The sequence below is a fragment of the Olivibacter sp. LS-1 genome (assembly GCF_008245145.1).
Classification (GTDB): Bacteria; Bacteroidota; Bacteroidia; order Sphingobacteriales; family Sphingobacteriaceae; genus Olivibacter; species Olivibacter oleidegradans.
On the sequence record NZ_CP041643.1, the window covers coordinates 4,759,008 to 4,778,243 of the forward strand.

Below are 19,236 nucleotides of genomic sequence, written 5' to 3' on the forward strand. Positions count from 1 at the left end.
ATTTAGTATTCAAATTTAAACAAAATGCTCGAAAATTATTTGTTTGGGAGTACCACCTTGAAAGTCGACCCAACGTCAACTGTCGATTCGACACTAATCTGCCCTCCCAATTGCTCCACCACGCTTTTAACATTATAAAGTCCTAATCCGCTACCGGCTTCATCCAAAGATGCTCTAAAAAACAACGTGAATATCTCATCAAGATAATATTCTTTTATACCGATACCATTATCCCGGACGAAAAAGACTGCAGTTCCTTTAGTCACTTCAATCGCTACTTCCACATACTTCGGTCCAGAAGACTTTTTCTGATATTTGAAGGCGTTTGAAATAAGATTTGTGAGGATTAACCTGATTGCCATTTCGTCATTCCGGAAGGGCTCTTCGTTTTGTAGACTTATACTAAATTGGATTTGCTTAGCATTGGCTATTGCCTCATAGAGCTGCTCTAGCTCTTGCTTCAGCGCCAATAAATTTATTTCAGCGATGGTTAATTGGCCACGTCTCACACTATAATAATCATGCAGATTAATAATATAACGATCCAATCGCTCAGCAGAATTAATAGCTATCTCGACAATCTCCTCACGCTCTGCCGGATCATCAATCATACGTAACAACTGCATGGCCGACATAATGCCTGCCAAAGGACCTCGCATGTCATGACTGACACTATAAGCAAATTTATCTAGTTCAGCATAGGCCTCGGTTAACTCGCTATTCTTTTGTTGGAGCAAGGAGGTCGTTACATAGCTTCTATTGGCTTCCCCTATCACCCTATGCAGCATATCTATGCTCCATGGCTTTTTCAGGTACCGAAAAATATTACCTCTGTTAATTGCGTCTATAATGTGTTGTTCATCCTCACTGTATCCTGTAACCAAGATTCGTATCGGCAATGGGTGTAAATGACTTATTTTTTCAAAGAAATCGGTTCCTGAATGTGTTGGCATGGACTGATCGGAAAAAACAATCCGTATATCCTTATGTTCGGCCAACAGCTCATAGGCACGCTCTTCCTCTGTGGTAATAAACACTTCATAGGCTTCCCGCAACATTGCTTTAAAAGCATGTAAGCTGTGCAGTTCGTCATCCAGGTAAAGGATTTTAATTTTGTCTATTGCTATCTGATGCACCATATGAAGCCCGTTAATATACACATGAAAATTAAATTGACATCTTTTTATCATCTAAGCATTCACAAACTAAGTCACCAAATTGACTCACCCGTTGCTGCCATGTATTCTGCGCTGCAATATGTAGCCGTTTTTCCAGCCCTTTCTGAGGATTTATCAATGCCTGTTTAAGCTGATCACTAAAACCGATGTCGCAAGCGGCAAAACGTACTACGTTGCCTGTAAACTCTTGCAAGTCGAGATTAAAATCAGTAGACACAACCGGCTTGCCCATACCTAAGTATTCGAAAAGTTTAAGCGGAAAAATCGTATCACTTACCTCATCCTTTTTGAAGGGTATAATGCAAATATCAAAGCTCGCTATACATGCCGGCACCTCTTCGTAACGGATAGCCGGTATCACATGCACATTGGGTTGACCAAAAAACCATTTTGGCACCACATCATGACTCACCGGTCCTACAAAAACGAACTGCATATCGCTATTTTTGGTCGCCACCTTATATAGCAGATCAAAATCTAAGCGCCGCTCCACCGCGCCGATATACCCTACCCTAGGATAAGGAATTGTGTTAACTGCAGGATGCTTCACTATTTTTCCTCTATTTTTTTGATAATAAAGCACTAAATCAGCCGCATTCGGAATAAAAAATGTATGTCGGTTCAGCAGTTTCTTTTCACGTTCCAATGCCCTACTCGTACAGATCACTACATCACTTTCTGTTACCAATATCTTTTCTGAAGTTTCGCCATGCTTTTTATCATAGGGGGTTATCAAAGGATCAACGCAATGATAAACATACAAATCGGCCTTCAGGTATCTACCTATATTCGGATAATGGAAATTCCAGGAATTGATAAAAATATAATTCGTTACTCCGTCCTTCTCCAAAACAGCTCGTATCTTCCGGACAATCATCTTTTCATTAAGCTTAAGAAAAAAACGGTACACAGGTCCTTCCGGCAACCAGTTTATAGGAAGTACCGGAGAGGGAATAATAAGCCTCAATTTTTCCAGCATTAAAACTTTCTTTGAAAACCACGAGAAGAACGGCTTTCTGCACTTAAAAGAGCTATTAGCTTTGTCCGAAAAAAAATAATCTCGCCATGTGTAGGGATGATCTACATAATAAACGGCATTTTCGTTGCTCAGATATTTAGCTATGGTTAGATTCGTGGACGCCAATCCATCAAACCGCATATAACTTAATATCACAATAATTTTGCCTTTTAATTTCATAGCTGATTGCGTGGAACAATGACCGTCGACCTCTTTATTTATGCTCCCAACGCTCACTGCACAGTTATGTCACACAAAGTTCGATGATTCATCTCAAATATACTCATCAATACTCAATTATAAACATAAAAGTAAAAATTGTTCACAGTTGAAAGAGAAGCGTTTCATGCGAAGAGGCCCGACATAAACTCCTCTTTTGCGTCCGGGTAACGAGAATGAAATTAAAAAAAACATCATGCCAAAGCGGCAAAACCACGAAGTAACATGAGTTCGTTTTAGAACAAAGGATAACGAATAAAATAGACTAAAAAATTTCTTTTTTTAAACGAAATCTCAATCTTATAAAGAGACCGAAACTTTCTGTGTAGTAGAATATAAGTTCTGTGTAAAAATAGCTGAAAGCAGGTACACGAATTTTATTTTAGAGCGCACTTAAAATTTAGGACTCTATGATAGTAGAAGATGTGATCCATAAAACAGCAAACATAGCATTGAATATGGGAATCGACTGGCGTTACGACTTTAACACCATAAAAGAACAAATGCTCTGGGCTCCATACATACTCCCTAAAATATTAACAAGTGAAAAACATTTATACCTAGCCTGTTTTAGTGTCACTTATCTGTTCTACGTAGAAGATGCAAAGGTAAGGTACAAGGATTTTGTTCATCATGCGATGGATATTCATAGTAGCCGGGCCACGGCTCCAAAGGGCGAATATGACCGCAACAAGTATGACATCGTTTATTACTATGAAAATCTGTTACAGGAAACGCTGAGCCCCTTCAACTATGAACTTGTACATAAAGATTTGCTTGACTTTTTACCTACGGAATTTGACGGTAACCAGGAGAAGCATTTTAGCAGTATGGACGATTATTTAAATGAACGTCTTAAAAACATCGCTGTGCATATTTTCTTTATCATGCTGTACGATGCATTAAATTTGAATTTCCCTACCGAACACGATCATTATTTCAGAAAAGCCGTCTTTAACATTCTTATTTTTAATGACCTACACTCTTATATTAAAGAAAAAGCAGAGAACGAGCAATATAATGCCCTCGTTTTACTACAGAAGGAAAAAAACGATATTGAACATAACGTCCAAGAGTTATTGCAAATGGCCAATGACTATTTGCTAGCATCTTACGAGATAAAGGACGAATTAATGCGAGAGGTTCTTGTAGCTGCACAATTGGGCAATATAGCCTGGGGAAGTACCTGTAGAAGATATGGCGTGATGAAAAATCTTAAATGGCAATAAGATAACTGTTCCTTGATTTAGCATCCTCGGAAACCCAGCCGATAAAAAAATTAGCTTTGGAGAAAGCTAAATAATGGATTATTTGTAATTACTCAATATATTGAGTAATTTTACTCAACGTATTGAGTAATTTTATAAATATGTTTGAAAGACCTTATTTACAAACACTTACAAACAGAATAAACGAAGAAAGAAAGTTCATTCAAATTTTAATGGGACCTCGCCAAGTGGGCAAAACCACCTTGATAACCCAATTGACAAAAAAAATAAGCATTCCTTACTTATTTGTTTCGGCCGATGCTGTACCTGCTTCTGATGGCGGCTGGCTTTCAGCGCAATGGGATACTGCGCGTATACAAATGAAGCAAAAGGAGAGCAATGAATTTCTCTTGATCATCGATGAAATACAAAAAATAAATAATTGGAGTGAAACTGTAAAGCTCCTTTGGGATACAGACACCCGAACAGAAACCAACTTAAAAGTCATTTTACTTGGATCGTCCCGCTTACTCCTTCAACAGGGTTTAACCGAATCCTTGGCTGGGAGATTTGAAACCACTTATATGGGGCACTGGTCATTCTCCGAGATGCAACAGGCCTTTGACTGGACGGTGGATGATTATGTATGGTTTGGGGGATATCCAGGATCAGCAAGTCTAATTTCAGATGAAGAGAGGTGGAAACAGTACGTTGTTGGGTCCCTGATCGAAACCAGTATCTCTAAAGACATATTAATGCTTACTCGAGTAGACAAACCGGCACTCATGAAAAGACTTTTTGAGATCGGTTGCAATTATTCCGGACAAATACTATCCTACACGAAAATAATGGGACAACTGTTAGACGCTGGAAATACAACCACACTGGCTCATTATCTCGACCTTCTAAATACAGCAGGTCTGCTAAATGGATTAGAGAAGTTTGACAATAAACTGATACGCAAGCGATCGTCCAGTCCAAAATTTCAGGTGCATAACACTGCGCTTATCAGTGCCCAAAGGGTGGAAACATTTCAAGAAGTACGATCGCAGCCCGATTCCTGGGGAAGAATGGTTGAATCTGCAATCGGTGCCTACCTAATCAACAGTTCATTTAGTACTGGTTTCCAATTATATTATTGGCGGGAGGGAAATTATGAAGTCGATTTTGTTTTGGAATACCGGGGTAAGGTAATCGGCATAGAGATAAAAAGCGGTCATGCACAAACTACATCCGGCATGCAAGTATTTCAAAAAACGCAAAAGCCTGACCAGGTTCTGTTAGTTGGTGACAGTAGTTTACCTTGGCAGGAATTTCTGCAGCTCAACATTAGCACATTGTTTTAATAAATAATCACCCAAATGGCTTAAGAAAGGATTTGGTGGACTCCCGTTGCCACTCTTCTCGAAGGCTCTTTGTCGGATTCGTAAGAGCAGTCTTTATCGCCAGTGATCTCACGGTAATAAGTGCAAGTATCAAAGCCCCTAATCCTGCGGAAGCAAACACCCACCAGTGTAAATCAGTACGATACGCAAAGTTACCTAGCCAGTCGTTCATTACTCACCATGCTAATAGTTCTTTTCAGTTGCACTAGCTAGCACATTGATACAATTATTTTGATTAATTCTAAATAAAAGTATATTTGTATCGGATAACGCTTCATAGCGACTTTTGAACGCCACATCAACAGCCCGTATGCTACAAATTGACCATCACACTTTTAAAAAGCTATACCAACAGTACTGGAAAAGAGTGTTCGGCGTTTGTTACCATTACCTACAGGATACCGAACTGGCGAAAGAGCTCTCCCAAGATATCTTCGAATCTCTATGGAAAAGAAGGGACAGCCTTTTCATCAAGGAAAATGCAGAGGCTTATCTGCTCAAGGCGGCCAAATTGGAAGTTTTTCAATACATCCGTAAACAGCATATCAGGCAAAAACATTTGCACCAATATGCTGAAAACGTATCCGACACGGATAACTGCACACAAGAGAGCGTTCTTTACGGCGAGCTCTCCACCCGCGTCGAAGAACTATTAGAACAACTACCCATCAAGCGCCAGCAGATTTACCGCCTCAGTTTTCAGGGAGTTAGCCGTCAGGAAATCGCGTCCACTTTTCAGCTCAGCGAAAAAAGCGTCGAATATCATCTGTACAAGGCCAGGGCTTTCTTACGCCATCAACTCAAGGTCCACCAATAATACCCAACTGTAAATAAGCCACTTACATTTATATCAAAATAAATTTAGGAAAAAACAGCTGTTATGCAACTATATGGTTAGTATAGCGCATAGCTCATTTTAGTTGAATGAAAATCACCAAAGAAATAATAGAGCGGTATCATGAAGGCACTTGCACAGCGGCAGAAGAGAAAGCGGTAGAACGATGGCTTCAGGAAGCGAAGGCAGAACAATCTTACCCTCCTGCAGTGGATATGGATCGTATGCAGAAAGAAGCTTGGCAAGGCTTTGAAAAAAAGTATCGTCCATTACCTCCTCCCTTACACAGCCAAAAGGCATCCTCATCAGTATGGTTGCGGGGTGGTATCGCCGCCGGTATTTGCTTCTTGATAGCCTTCGCCTATGGGTATTACAGCTATCAGGCCGGTATCATCGCCTTTCCGGGCAAAAAACAGGTTGATTTCATTGCTGTTTTTGCCCCTAAAGGAAAAAAGAAAACCCTCCTCCTTCCAGATGGGTCCAAGGTTTATTTAAATGCCGGCAGCACCCTGCGCTATGTAAAATCATTTAATGATAAACGCCTTCTTATATTGGAAGGTGAAGCATTTTTTGAGGTCGCCAAGCAACCTAACAAACCCTTTATCGTTCAAACCAAAAATAGCCAAATCGACGTATTAGGTACTCGTTTCAATTTAAAAAGCTATCTGGAGGAAAATAAAACATATGTAACTGTAGAAGAGGGATGTGTCCGATTTAGTCCCGATAAACGCATTCAGCCAATTATTTTAACGGCCAACAAACAGGCAACCTATCAAGCTGACAATCAACATTTGGATACCCTAACCACTCATAACCAAATCGGATGGAAAACCGGTTATCTGGTATTCGATGGCGATCCTTTGATCGAAATCGTACCCATATTAGAGCGATGGTATAATATCCGAATTACCATCAGTGATCCTAAGCTATACGATTACCGCATCAGAGGACGTTACCCGTCTCCATCCTTGCAGAGTCTGCTGGAAGATCTTGCCTTTACCACGAATATTCATTTTCGCATCAACGGAAGTCAAATCACTCTTTATAAATAACAAACCAGGAACCATGCACCCTACATAAAATCCATAACCGCATCACCTAGCAAAAAATCCCGGGCCAGCGTCGGCAAAACAGAGACCCGGGCTTAGTAACAGATCCGTTTAATCCATTTACTTTAATCAAAAATATGTATTCTTTCGTTAGAACTACTACGTCTAATAAACATTTTCATCGTTTCTTACTGTTTGCGTTTGCATTCTTTTGTTTTTCCGCAACTTATGCTCAGCAAAATATCCTGGACAAACCCATCACCCTTCACCTGTATCAAACCAAACTATCCGACGCCATCCTGTCGATTGAAAAAGCGGCCGATTGCAGCATCTCCTATAGCGAAACTTTCCTGAACAATGAGCAACTTATTTCCTTGGATGCAAACGATATTCCTTTATCCAGCGTATTGCAACAGATGTTCGGAGATCTAGTCAAAGGAATACGCGTAAAAGGTAATCAAATTAGCATACAACCATCCAAAGGAAAAGGTACCATAACCGGTACCGTTAAAACCAGTGATGGGCAGGCTGCAGCATTTGTCAGCATCAGTATACAGGGTCAGCGAAGCACACAAACAGACGAAAAAGGTCATTTTACCTTAACGTCTGTTGAGGCGGGCCGTCATACCGTTCAAGCCAGTCACCTCGGACTGCGCACGCAAAACCAATCGGTGATAGTTTCTCCGGAAGAAACAACCGAAGTATTCTTTACTTTCATTGAGAATGCACAGCATTTAGACGAAGTGACTGTTACCGGACAAAAACGAAAAACAGCCTCGGTAACGCACTCGGACCTGCCTATTCAGGATATTCCGCTATCCATACAATTGATTGACCAAACACTCCTTCAACAGCAATTGACCATTGATGTGCGAGACGCGATCAAGAATGTCAGTGGAATCACCAACACGGGCACTTATGCAGGTGGGTACGCAGACTATACAGGAAGAGGTTTCGCTATGAATGGTACCAGCAACTTCAGACGCAATGGTATCTACCTTAACAACATGAGCCATTTATATAACGATAATATCGAACGGATCGAAATTTTGAAAGGCCCTGCTTCCGTCATGTATGGCGATATTGCTCCCGGCGCGGTCATGAATTTCGTTACCAAGAAGCCCCTCGACTATGACTATCGGAAGTTTGAAATGAAAATTGGCGAATATGGATTGTACCGCCCCAGTTTCGACCTGTCCGGCCCGCTAGATCAGCAACATAAGCTCTTATATCGCGTAAATGCCAGTTATGAGCGTTCTAACAGCTTTATTGATTATGTCAACAATCAAACCCTACTATTTACACCAAGCATCACGTGGTTGATCACGCCGAAACTATCTTGGAATATAGAAGCAGCCTTCAAAAATGACGAGCGTACCCACAATGCCGGTGTCGTATCACCCGATGGCACGACGGCCACATTAGATCAGTTACCTCTTAGCCGCTTTCTAGGTGAACCTAACAATCAGTTCAGATACCGGGAGACGAGCTTATATTCTGATCTCAATTACGAATTGAGTACACATTGGCGGATACGAAACAGTACTTTTTATTCTAATACACAAGATCGTGTCGAAGGAACTTATTATCCACTCCTTACGCCCGATGAAGAAGGCAATATCGTGCGCAGTACCTGGATGACCAATTTTTTCCCCACAAGCTGGGGAAATAACCTCGACGTAGTGGGCAATGTGCAAACCGGGGTATTCAAACACGCGCTTGCCTTTGGCATTGACTATTTACGCAACGAAAACGGCTATAACCAAGTGGAAAGCCAGCAAATGGAACCGATTAACATTTTCAACCCTGTATATGGTTTAACCAAGGTAATCAGAAGTAATTCATATCCCGGGATGGAAGGTCCAAAAGCATTTTTCTCCAGAACAGGAATTTACGCGCAAGAGCAACTTTCCACTTTACAGGATCGTTTGCATCTCTTTGCTGGCCTTCGCTATAACATCACGCGGCAGGGCACAGAATTTACAAATGCTTCACCCGCACCCGAATTGTATAAAGAAGATAAGAAAAACCTACTAAGCCCACGCATAGGTTTAGTTATTAAACCCAAAGATTGGTTATCGCTCTATGGTTCTTACGCCCAATCGTATGAACAAAACGGACAGGATATGTTAACCGGAAATATTATTCCGCAAACGGATGCTGATCAATGGGAAACCGGTATTAAAACCAGTCTGCTTAATGATCGCCTTGGTATTGGTTTGGCAGCATTTCGGATCAATAAAGAAAATGTTTTCGGTTACGTCTACAACTTGGCCGAAGAGCCCGACTTTCCTCATCTGTACTGGGATCCTGATACCAAGATAGCTTCTTATTTAGGTGGTCATCATCGCAGCAAAGGGATTGAACTAGATGTAAACGGTGTATTGGCAAAAGGTTTAAATGTGAATTTAGCAGCCTCCTATATCGATGCCTACGTAGTGCAGGATCCGGCATTCGCTACAGGAAATCAGCTACGTGGCAATGCAAAGAAGACCGCCAATTTCTGGGCACATTATCAATTTCAGCAAGGCGCTTTACAAGGCTTTTCGCTTGGATGGGGCATCTTTTATAAAGACGGCTTTTATACCAATAGTAATAATGACCCAACAAAATGGCTTGATTCGTTCTGGTCTATGGATGCCTCTGCCGGATACAACTATCGCAATGTATTTGCACGCCTTAATGTATCAAACTTAACCGACAATATCGGCTACCTGGGCACCGCTGGCTATACCCCACTATGGGTACGCCGGGCCGTGTTGAGCTTTGGCGTACAGTTCTGATTTTCGGCCAGTGGGGCAAAGCCCCATTGGCCACTTTTTATTAAGAGATCGTCACGTAATTGGAACCATGCACCGCTGCTGTGGAAGCGACACTTCAACCAGGTACTTTAACGAAGTACCATTTATAATCTATAATTTATTAATCTAAAATTTAGATATTTGGGTTGAAAAGCGTATGGCAAAATCAACGGAATCGTTAGCAGAATTTTACAGACACAAATTCAATGACCGTCCGGAACATCATGTACCGGAGATAGGGCCGTTCAATGTATTCCGCATTGAAGATTCCATCAAATCGGATCATGCGCCGGCACTTTATACCAGAAGGGATTTCTATAAGATTATGCTTTTGCAGGGGCATAGTGTTTTTCACTATGGGGATAAAAGCATACCGGTAAATGGCAATACGTTACTGTTTTTCAACCCCCAACTGCCCTATACCTCTGAACCCTTTACTCCGGAAAACAAAGGATATTTCTGCGTATTTAAGGATGAGTTTTTCAAGACGAGCCTACGTATTAATTTGAACGATCTGCCTTTATTCAGTGCAAACACCCAACCTATATTTGCTTTAGATGAAATCCAGTTTCGGCAGATCAAGGCGATATTTGAAAAGATATGCAGTGAAATAGCGTCAAACTATGTTTTTCGTTATGAACTCATCAAAGGCTATGTAAATGAATTGATATACCTGGCCATAAAACTACAGCCTACTCAGCAGCGCTTTAAACACCCGGATGCAAGTGCACGTACCACATCGGTATTTTTTGAATTGTTGGAGAGGCAATTCCCTATCACCTCGAGGTCCGAACGTTTTGAATTTCGCGCGCCGAAAGCCATTGCTGAAAAACTTGCAGTCCATGTAAATTATCTCAACAGGGCTATCAAAAAAGCCACCGGGCGCACCACTACCGATCATCTGGCGGAAAGGCTGATCGGCGAAGCAAAGGCTTTGCTTAGGCATACCGATTGGAACATTTCAGAAATAAGTTACGTTTTGGGATTTGAAGACCAGGCGCAGTTCAACAACTTTTTTAAAAAACATACGCAGCAGAATCCCACCTCTTTTCGGCAGGTTTCAAATTCACAATAATCGGTTTGCGAATGACAAATCGTTTGGTATTCCCGTTCCTAATTTTGCATCAAATAAAAAAATGATGGAAAAGAACAGCACACAGGAACAATTGAACAGAGAGATTATTCAGAAAGCTTTAGCCAACTCGGCACATGACTTTACTTTGTTTTTTGAGCAAGCTTTTAGGGAAGATGTTGCATGGACAATTGCAGGGCACGGTCCGGTAGCGAGGACCTACCATGGTTTGAAAGATCTATTTGATAACGCCGAAGCCGAATTATTCAGACGTTTTGCCCAACCGCTTGCCGTAAAAACGTTGGGTGTGTGGGCAGATGGCAACGAGGTCTTTGCTCGTATACAAAGCTCCACCTTAGCTATCGACGACAAGCCCTACAGGAATGAATACATGTATATCATGACGATGCAAGACGGTAAAGTTATTTCCGGCATTGAATGGCTCAACCTGAATGCCTATTATGATATAATCAGTCGTATAAATTTACCTGAATTTAAGTAACACAAAAATATGAGGGTATGCAGCGCGAGCTCAGCAAAGTTAAGCGCTGCAGTTTCTACTTCGATGTTGTTCATTGGAGTAAACCATTTTTTCTTTAAATTCGGAATAATTTAATTTTTAGATCATGTCAGAATACTCTTCGCTTTATATCAACATCCAGATCAAAGAAGAAAAACTTCAACACTTTTTTCAAGAGAAACCCATGCCGCAAAGCATCGATGAAAACTGGTCGAAATGGTGGGACAGCCGAAGAATGTATAGCAAACAACCTTTATCGGACCTCCCCTATTATCGCGTTCAGAACAACCGTGCCGTCTTCGACCAATTGCTTAATGGAAGAGATTTCGGGGGTGTTGAGCATTACGACAAAAATACGGAAAGATGGACATTCATCGTTGTTTTTTTTAGTGAGAATTATACAGAGATATCACCGATGCTCTCTCTGCTGAAACAATTGGCAACCTATCAAGATGCAGCAGATACCGGTGTCGCTTTTATCTATGATTTTTTCTGGGATTGCGAAGAAGTGATGGCCTATCTGGAGTTCGCTTCACAGCAGGCCTTGTTCAAAGATTATAGTACCACTAAAGAAATAGAGCCTGCCATTTTGATAGAAGCCAATCGTGCACTTGAAGCAGCCGTCGAAAAATTCAGTCAACAGTTCAAAGAATAATGGATATATGAAAACCAATGCCAAATGAATTGACAGCGATCTTAACTTCCATCCTCCTTCTCAATTTTCCCTATTGCTTCCAAAATCCAACTGCGTAAGCGTGGAGCTAATTCCTTTGAAATTTCAACCTTACATAGGAAATAGAATTTTCCGTGCAATAGAATATAGGTTCTATATAAAAATAGCTGAAAGCAGGAAGACAAATTTTATTTTAGAGCATACTCAAATTGAATTTAACGTCCAGCGGTTACTGCAAATGGCCAATCAATGCCCATATGGTTATTTTATTGACAGGCTGTGCAAAGGATTGCAAATACCAATTAAATTCTATACGTTTGTACGGTAGACCTAGCACTCATAACCAATATGAACCCGGCATGATTAAAGCAATCATCAAAGGCTCCATCTGACAAATGAAAAGCTAAAAATAAATAGATGAAACCAGTATCAGTCGTAGAAAAGGATGAATCTCTTTTGATTACTGCGCTCCAATCGGGAGATAAACGCGCGTTTAGGGTACTGTACGAGCAACTACATCCTGCTGTTTATCGTTTCATCTATGCCTTGTTAAAAGACCAAAGCCATAGCGAGGAAATCCTGCAGGAAACCTTTATCAAGCTATGGGCGAACCGGCATAAATTAGACAGCCAGCAGCCACTATATCCCTACTTATACCTTATCGCCCGACGTTTAGCGATCGATGCTTTTCGCAAAGTAATTACAGAAAACAAATTGAAAGAGCATTTGCAATACGTGGTGAACGATGTAAGCAACCACACCGAAGAGCAACTATTGCTACACGATTTGCGGCAATGTATTGATGCTGGAATGAAACAATTACCCCATCAGCAACGGCTTGTTTTTCAGCTTAATCGCTTAGAGGGTTTGTCGTATGACGAAATCGCCAAAAATCTCAAAATATCCCGCAATACCGTACGCAATCACCTCGTAAGTGCTTTAAAAACCATGAAGATATTTATTTCAAAAAATGATATCACTATCTTTTTTTTATTTTTTTTCCTTTTACACTAGTTCGATCCCCTTCCTTATCCGTATCTATATATAAAAGGGATAAAACTGTCCCCTGCTAACCAATAACGATGCGCTTCAAAGAAGAAAGATTTATTACGCTTTTAAAGGCTTATATGAATGAGCAAATCAGCGAATCCGAATTCGAGGAGCTCGTAAACTATATACAACAAGCAGATACAGCGCAATTAAACGAGCAACTGTTGGACTTATTTGACAAAGCTTGGCAGCAAGCAAATCAGCAGCTCCCGATCAAATTGGACGCAGAGCGTGTCTTACACGGGATAATGACTTCGCCACAGCTTAACACACAAGCCCGGAGGAAAAAACCAAAGGTCTGGTTGATTGCCGCGAGCATAGCAGCGCTGGTATGTCTCGCCACTTTATTAGTTAGGCAATATACCCCCCTTCCACTTCAAGCGGCCAAAGAAAAGTTGCTAACTCAAGAAGAAGATACACTTACATCGGATAGAAGAGAAGTTATGCTTACCCTATCAGACGGACATCAAATCCCTGTCAATGCACTCAGCGAAGGCGTTCAGACCTTTCAATCCGGCACACATGTAAAAAGAGATCAAAACCAGCTGATTTATACCGAAGACCAAGACACAAAGGCTCATCCATCGCCCGCTTTACATACCATTACCACCCCTATCGGAATGGATTATAAGCTGACCTTACCGGATGGTACCCGCGTACAGCTCAATGCCGGTTCTTCCCTTACGTTTCCCGTCGCCTTCGGTCGGCAGGAACGTAAAGTGGAACTCCAAGGTGAAGCTTATTTTGATGTCGCCAAACATCCTAACCAAGCTTTCCTTGTGCAAGCAAAAGGCACCGATATTCACGTCTTAGGAACGGCATTCAACGTTAGCGCATATCAGGAAGATCCTTATGTTGTCACTACTTTACTTACCGGGAGTCTGAAAGTACAGTCCAAAATACTGCGCCCCGGACAACAGGCACTTAGTAACGAAACTGGGCACCCCATCGTTATTCGGGAGGTAGATCCAGACGAAATCATGGCTTGGGCCAGGGGTTATTTTGTTTTTGACCAAGATGACATTAAACAGGTTATGAATACCTTGGCCCGGTGGTACGATATAGAAGTCGTATATGAAGGAAATCTAAAAGGTAAAACCTTTGGCGGAACATTATCCAGGTATACTGATTTCCGACAGCTATTGCATGCGATAGAACAAACAGGATCCGTTAAATTTACCATAACAGGAAGGAGGGTTACCGTGTCTCCCTAACTAGAAGCGGCATTGACACATAAAGTCAGGAACGCTTGGAACCGCTCCTGACCGATAGCATCAAATGCCTGGATTTAAAAAACGTAGGATTATTCATTAAATCACCATCAAATGTATAAAAAAAATACTGCTTTTTCCCGCAGATGGGAAAGAAACGCCTTATTCAAACCCATACTTGTCATGAAGCTCGCATTCATCCTCCTGTGTATCAGCTTATGGAAAGTCAACGCCGCGAGCTATGCCCAACAGATCAGTATTCATAAGCAGCACGCCAGCATCACCGCTATATTTAAAGAAATTCAAAAGCAGAGTGATTATCATATCTTTTATGATGCCGAAATGCTCCGTAACACGAAGCCCGTTAGCCTACAACTGCTACGTGTATCCATCAAGGAAGCGATGGAGCAAACCCTAGTCAACCAAGGCTTGAGCTATGAGATTTTGGATAAGAATATTATTATAAAAAAAGCGGCTTCGGCAGTACAAGATCGAATCATCAGCGGCACTGTGGTAAATACCGAAGGAGACCCCTTGCCCGGTGTTACGGTGCGCATCAAGAATGAGCGTTTGCAAAGCAGCACGGATGCATCCGGCCGGTTTAGTATAAAAGTGCCCTCGGCAGAAAGCGTGCTTGTTTTCAGCTTAATGGGTTATGGCACCGAAGAGCGCGTAGCAAACGCCGAGCGGGAAATCAGAATCCAACTCCGGGAACAGGTGGCCGACTTAAATGAAGTGGTGGTAGTAGGTTACGGTACCCAAAAGCGCACCAACATCACCGGCTCCGTGGTTTCGGTTAGTGCTCAAGATATTCAGGATGTACCCGCTCCCAGTTTGGATGCCGCCATCACCGGCAAAATGGCGGGGGTACAAGTATCGCAAACAACCGGTGCGCCAGGCGGCGGCCTGTCGGTAAAGGTGCGCGGTACCGGATCTATCGGAGCTGGCAATGAGCCATTATATGTGATTGACGGTTTCCCCATCACCGCAAATTATAACCAGAGCAACAACCCCTTAAACTCCATCAACCCGAGCGATATACAATCGATAGAAGTGTTAAAAGATGCCTCGGCAACGGCTATCTATGGCTCCAGGGGCAGCAATGGGGTCATTATCGTTACTACCAAAAGCGGCAAGTCGGGAAAAATGAAAATCGACTTAGACACCTATACCGGTTTGCAAAAGGTAAGCAAATATATGGATCTGATGAATGCGCAGGAATTTGCTTCCTATATCGTCGATTCGCGCAACAACGCTTGGGTAGATATGGGCGGCGACATCAATGCACCCAATGAGGAGCGCAGCGCCATCTATCAAATTTTACCTGAGCTTCAGCATCCTGAAACACTCGGAGAAGGCACTAACTGGCAGAAAGAAATATTCCGTACGGCACCCATGCATAATATTCAGCTCACTTTCTCCGGGGGTAACGAACAGGTCAATTACCTGACCAGTGCGGGCTATTTTAAACAAGAAGGCATCATCCTAAACTCCGATTTTGAGCGCTATTCTTTTCGCGTAAACCTCGATGCCAATACCTCAAAAAAATTCCGGATAGGTTTAAACCTGAGCCCCACTTACACGGTAAGCAACCCTGTTAGGGCAGAAGGCCATTTTGCAGATGGCGCCGTTGTGTTGAGCGCATTGATGATGCCACCAAATTTACCGGTTTATAATCCGGATGGAAGCTATAGCTCCGGCATCTCCCTCGGAAATGGATTCAGCAGTCTGGAAAACCCCGTAAAAGTTGCCCGCGAGCTGGTGAACCACCGCACTAATTTCAGACTATTGGGTACAACTTTTGCGGAATACGCGTTTACGGACGAGTTGAAATACAAATTACTAATTGGCACCGATTTGCAACACATGAAGTCTAACACCTTCAACCCATCCACTGTTGGACGCGACGGTAATCCGGCACCGGTTATTCCGAGTGCCTCTTACAGTTCACAGGAATCTTATAATTGGTTAATTGAACATACCCTCAGCTATAACAAATTCTTCGGAGATCACCATGTTGATGCTTTAGCGGGCTTTACTGCACAAAAAGTGCGGTCTGATATGGCTAGTATCAACGCCACGAATTTCCCGAACGACTTGGTACAGACGATCAACGCAGGAGTGGTTTCGGGCGCTAGCACTACTGCGCTGGAGTGGTCTTTACTCTCCTATCTGGGCAGACTCAATTACGATTACGCTGGCAAATACCTCTTTACAGCCACCCTTCGAACAGACGGATCTTCGCGTTTTGGTGCCAACAACCGTTGGGGTGTTTTCCCGTCGTTTTCAGGCGGATGGCGTCTTTCTCAAGAGGATTTTATGGCCAACCTTACTGCCATCAATGAACTGAAACTACGGGCCAGTTATGGTTTTACGGGCAACAACTTTATTGGCAATTATGATCATATTGGCCTACTCAGCAATAGCAATTACGTATTCGGCAGCAGTGGCGGCGCCATTGCCCATGGCCTAGGGCCCAATACCGTAAGCAACGCCAACCTGAGTTGGGAAAAGAACAAGCAACTGGATCTAGCCCTGGAGCTGGGATTATTTGGCGGGCGCTTATTCTTCGTTGCTGATTATTACCGCAAGATAACCTCCGATCTGTTATTGAATGTACCCGTGCCATCACTCACCGGTTACACCATAGCTACCCAAAATATCGGTCGTGTAGAGAATCAAGGGTGGGAATTTGATCTGCGCAGCCAAAATCTAACAAAAGCCCTTAAATGGACAACCGATATCAACCTGTCCTTTAACCGGAACAAAGTACTGGCCCTCGGCCCCAGTGGCGAGCCCCTATTCAGCAATTATCAGCTTACCAATAGTCATATTACCGAAATCGGAAAGCCCATGGGAAATTTCTATGGCTACGAGGTAATTGGCATCTTCCAAAATCAGCAGGAAATTGATCAGAATGCCTCTTTTGCCGATTCAAAGCCGGGGCAATTCCGTTTTGCAGATGTTAATGGCGACGGAATACTAAGTGTAGACGACCGCACCATTCTGGGCAATCCCCAACCCGACTATGTCTTCGGCATCACCAATGCCTTTCGCTACAAAAATCTCGAATTGAGCTTTTTGATACAAGGTGTTCAAGGTAACGAAATTATGCATTTAGGCCGCCGTTTTTATGCCAACTTCGCCGGAACTGCTAACGGATTAAAGGAGTTGAATAACCGCTGGCGTTCAGAGGAAAATCCGGGTAATGGATTTACCCCTAGAGCCAACCGCGACTTGTCCCGCTATAGCAGCAGCAATGCCAGTGCCAACATATCATCCACGCACATCGAAGATGGCTCCTTCATCCGTTTACGCAATATATCGCTGGCTTATAACCTACCCGGCCAGATTCTGCAAAAATGGAAATTGCGGAACGTCCGGATCTACGCCCAGGCACAAAACCTGTTTACGATTACCAACTATACCGGTTATAATCCGGAAGTAAGTGTAAATGGCATCAGCTCCTTAACTCCGGGAGTAGACTATGGCGGTTATCCCATTGCCAAAACATTCACACTGGGTTTAAACCTGGGATTTTAACCAAACAGCTTATGTCAATGAAAAAGATTATTATATACAGCACCTGCCTCCTCTTGCTGATCACTTCTTGCAAGAAGGGCTTTCTAGATTTGGCGCCCATATCGGACACCAATACCGTCAATTTCTATCGTACCGCCGGGGACATGCTCAATGCCGTAAATGCAGCTTATGCCTCCTTACAAAACAGCGGACAATACAATGCTGCCCTATACGCCATCGGTGAAGTAGCATCCGATAATACAGAAATCTTAGATGCCCAATCAGGTATCGATATTAGCCAGATAGACGCCTTTACCACCATCACCAACAATGGCATCCTCAGGACCATGTGGAATGCGCACTACAAGGGCATACTCGCCTGTAATGCCGTTATTGATCGTATTCCTGCCGTGGATATGGACGAAACGCTAAAAGCACGCTATGTAAGTGAATGTTTATTTCTCCGATCACTCATGTACTTTAATATGGTTAGAACCTTTGGAGACATCCCTTTGATAACTAAAGAAATTGTGGATGTGCAAGAAGGTTATGCCTTCCCACGCAGCCCAAAGGAAACCGTGTATGAGCAGATCATTGCCGATTTGGAACAATCCGCTGCTACGCTTCCCAACAGCTATGGTTCTGCAGATGTCGGTCGTGCTACCGCAGGAGCTGCCCGAGGCTTACTCGCCAAAGTCTATTTAACCCTGCAAAGATGGCAAGAAGCCGCCGAGCAAACAAAAGCTGTGATGAACCTAGGTATTTATCAGCTCATGCCTACCTACGAGGGCGTATTTGCGATAGCCAATAAAAACAACGCAGAATCCCTTTTTGAAGTCCAATATAAAAAAGGAGGATTCGGACTTGGCAGTCCATTCAACAATGCATTTGCACCCCGCTTATCCGGACAGATTGTAACCACTATTGGCGCCGGAGGTGGACAGAACCAACCTACTGCCGACATGGCCAATAGCTATGAAGAAGGTGATCAGAGGCGCGCCGTCTCCATGGCAGATGGTTATCAGCAGGGCAACCAATTTATTGCGGTACGCTATATCAAGAAATACCTGGATCCTGCCCCTTTTAGTGCCGGTGATGCCGACAATAACTGGCCTGTATTACGCTATGCCGATATTTTACTCATGCGCGCAGAGGCACTCAATGAGCTTGGATACACCCCGGACGGGGAAGCTTTCGAACTGCTTAACAGCATCCGCAAACGTGCTGGTTTAGCCTCCCTTAGCAGTGCTGCGCTTGGTAATCAAGAAAGCTTCCGAGCAGCCCTCGAACACGAAAGGCGGGTAGAACTTGCGTTTGAAAACCATCGTTGGTTCGACTTAGTGCGCACGGGCCGCGCAGTGGAGGTGCTGCGTGCTAAGGGGATAGCCATAAAAGACCATCAGCTGCTATTTCCGATACCACAAGAACAGATCGATATCAATCCAGACGTCCTCAAGCAAAATCCGGGCTATTAACAACATTCGCTATCCTTTAA

Annotated in this window: 15 protein-coding genes; 12 read left to right on the plus strand and 3 right to left on the minus strand. The window is 42.9% G+C overall.

Features of this window, described 5'->3' with window-relative positions:
- Nucleotides 1–35: 35 nt before the first annotated feature.
- Together FKG96_RS19635 and FKG96_RS19640 are read right to left on the minus strand one after the other, a co-directional pair.
- Nucleotides 36–1,139, minus strand: a complete 1,104-nt coding sequence (locus FKG96_RS19635) for a hybrid sensor histidine kinase/response regulator (protein ID WP_130855228.1) — start codon at nt 1,137–1,139, stop codon at nt 36–38.
- Nucleotides 1,140–1,167: 28 nt separating this feature from the next.
- Nucleotides 1,168–2,376 (minus strand): glycosyltransferase, encoded by a 1,209-nt coding sequence (locus tag FKG96_RS19640; RefSeq protein ID WP_149105876.1) that lies wholly within the window; start codon nt 2,374–2,376, stop codon nt 1,168–1,170.
- A 449-nt stretch (nt 2,377–2,825) separates the two neighbouring features.
- Here FKG96_RS19640 and FKG96_RS19645 point away from each other — a divergent pair, with 449 nt between their 5' ends.
- Nucleotides 2,826–3,644, plus strand: coding sequence for a terpene synthase family protein (locus FKG96_RS19645; protein ID WP_149105877.1), 819 nt, complete (start codon nt 2,826–2,828; stop codon nt 3,642–3,644).
- A 140-nt stretch (nt 3,645–3,784) separates the two neighbouring features.
- Nucleotides 3,785–4,969, plus strand: coding sequence for an ATP-binding protein (locus FKG96_RS19650; RefSeq protein ID WP_149105878.1), 1,185 nt, complete (start codon nt 3,785–3,787; stop codon nt 4,967–4,969).
- Nucleotides 4,970–4,976: 7 nt separating this feature from the next.
- On the opposite strand, the gene FKG96_RS19655 is transcribed toward FKG96_RS19650, so the two are convergent.
- Nucleotides 4,977–5,180, minus strand: coding sequence for a hypothetical protein (locus tag FKG96_RS19655; RefSeq protein WP_149105879.1), 204 nt, complete (start codon nt 5,178–5,180; stop codon nt 4,977–4,979).
- Nucleotides 5,181–5,318: 138 nt separating this feature from the next.
- Here FKG96_RS19655 and FKG96_RS19660 point away from each other — a divergent pair, with 138 nt between their 5' ends.
- From FKG96_RS19660 to FKG96_RS19705, 10 genes are all read left to right on the plus strand, one after another.
- The gene (locus FKG96_RS19660; RefSeq protein ID WP_149105880.1) at nt 5,319–5,825 is read left to right on the plus strand and encodes an RNA polymerase sigma-70 factor; all 507 of its coding nucleotides are present in this window, start codon (nt 5,319–5,321) and stop codon (nt 5,823–5,825) included.
- Between the two features lie 107 nt (nt 5,826–5,932).
- On the plus strand, nt 5,933–6,895 hold the full coding sequence (locus FKG96_RS19665; protein WP_149105881.1) for a FecR family protein: 963 nt from the start codon (nt 5,933–5,935) through the stop codon (nt 6,893–6,895).
- A 134-nt stretch (nt 6,896–7,029) separates the two neighbouring features.
- Nucleotides 7,030–9,675: a TonB-dependent receptor gene (locus tag FKG96_RS19670; protein WP_149105882.1), complete on the plus strand. Its 2,646-nt coding sequence runs from the start codon at nt 7,030–7,032 to the stop codon at nt 9,673–9,675.
- Nucleotides 9,676–9,850: 175 nt separating this feature from the next.
- Nucleotides 9,851–10,768, plus strand: a complete 918-nt coding sequence (locus tag FKG96_RS19675) for an AraC family transcriptional regulator (protein ID WP_149105883.1) — start codon at nt 9,851–9,853, stop codon at nt 10,766–10,768.
- Nucleotides 10,769–10,829: 61 nt separating this feature from the next.
- Nucleotides 10,830–11,267: a nuclear transport factor 2 family protein gene (locus FKG96_RS19680; RefSeq protein ID WP_149105884.1), complete on the plus strand. Its 438-nt coding sequence runs from the start codon at nt 10,830–10,832 to the stop codon at nt 11,265–11,267.
- A 124-nt stretch (nt 11,268–11,391) separates the two neighbouring features.
- Nucleotides 11,392–11,940 carry a hypothetical protein gene (locus tag FKG96_RS19685; protein WP_130855222.1) on the plus strand — a complete coding sequence of 183 codons (549 nt, stop codon included), beginning with the start codon at nt 11,392–11,394 and terminating at the stop codon, nt 11,938–11,940.
- A 435-nt stretch (nt 11,941–12,375) separates the two neighbouring features.
- Complete coding sequence (locus FKG96_RS19690) at nt 12,376–12,972, plus strand: RNA polymerase sigma factor (protein WP_149105885.1); 597 nt, start codon at nt 12,376–12,378, stop codon at nt 12,970–12,972.
- 68 nt (nt 12,973–13,040) lie between these two features.
- Nucleotides 13,041–14,222, plus strand: a complete 1,182-nt coding sequence (locus FKG96_RS19695) for a FecR family protein (protein ID WP_130855220.1) — start codon at nt 13,041–13,043, stop codon at nt 14,220–14,222.
- Nucleotides 14,223–14,333: 111 nt separating this feature from the next.
- The gene (locus FKG96_RS19700; RefSeq protein WP_149105886.1) at nt 14,334–17,762 is read left to right on the plus strand and encodes a TonB-dependent receptor; all 3,429 of its coding nucleotides are present in this window, start codon (nt 14,334–14,336) and stop codon (nt 17,760–17,762) included.
- 17 nt (nt 17,763–17,779) lie between these two features.
- Nucleotides 17,780–19,216 carry a RagB/SusD family nutrient uptake outer membrane protein gene (locus FKG96_RS19705; protein ID WP_246860310.1) on the plus strand — a complete coding sequence of 479 codons (1,437 nt, stop codon included), beginning with the start codon at nt 17,780–17,782 and terminating at the stop codon, nt 19,214–19,216.
- Nucleotides 19,217–19,236: the final 20 nt, after the last annotated feature.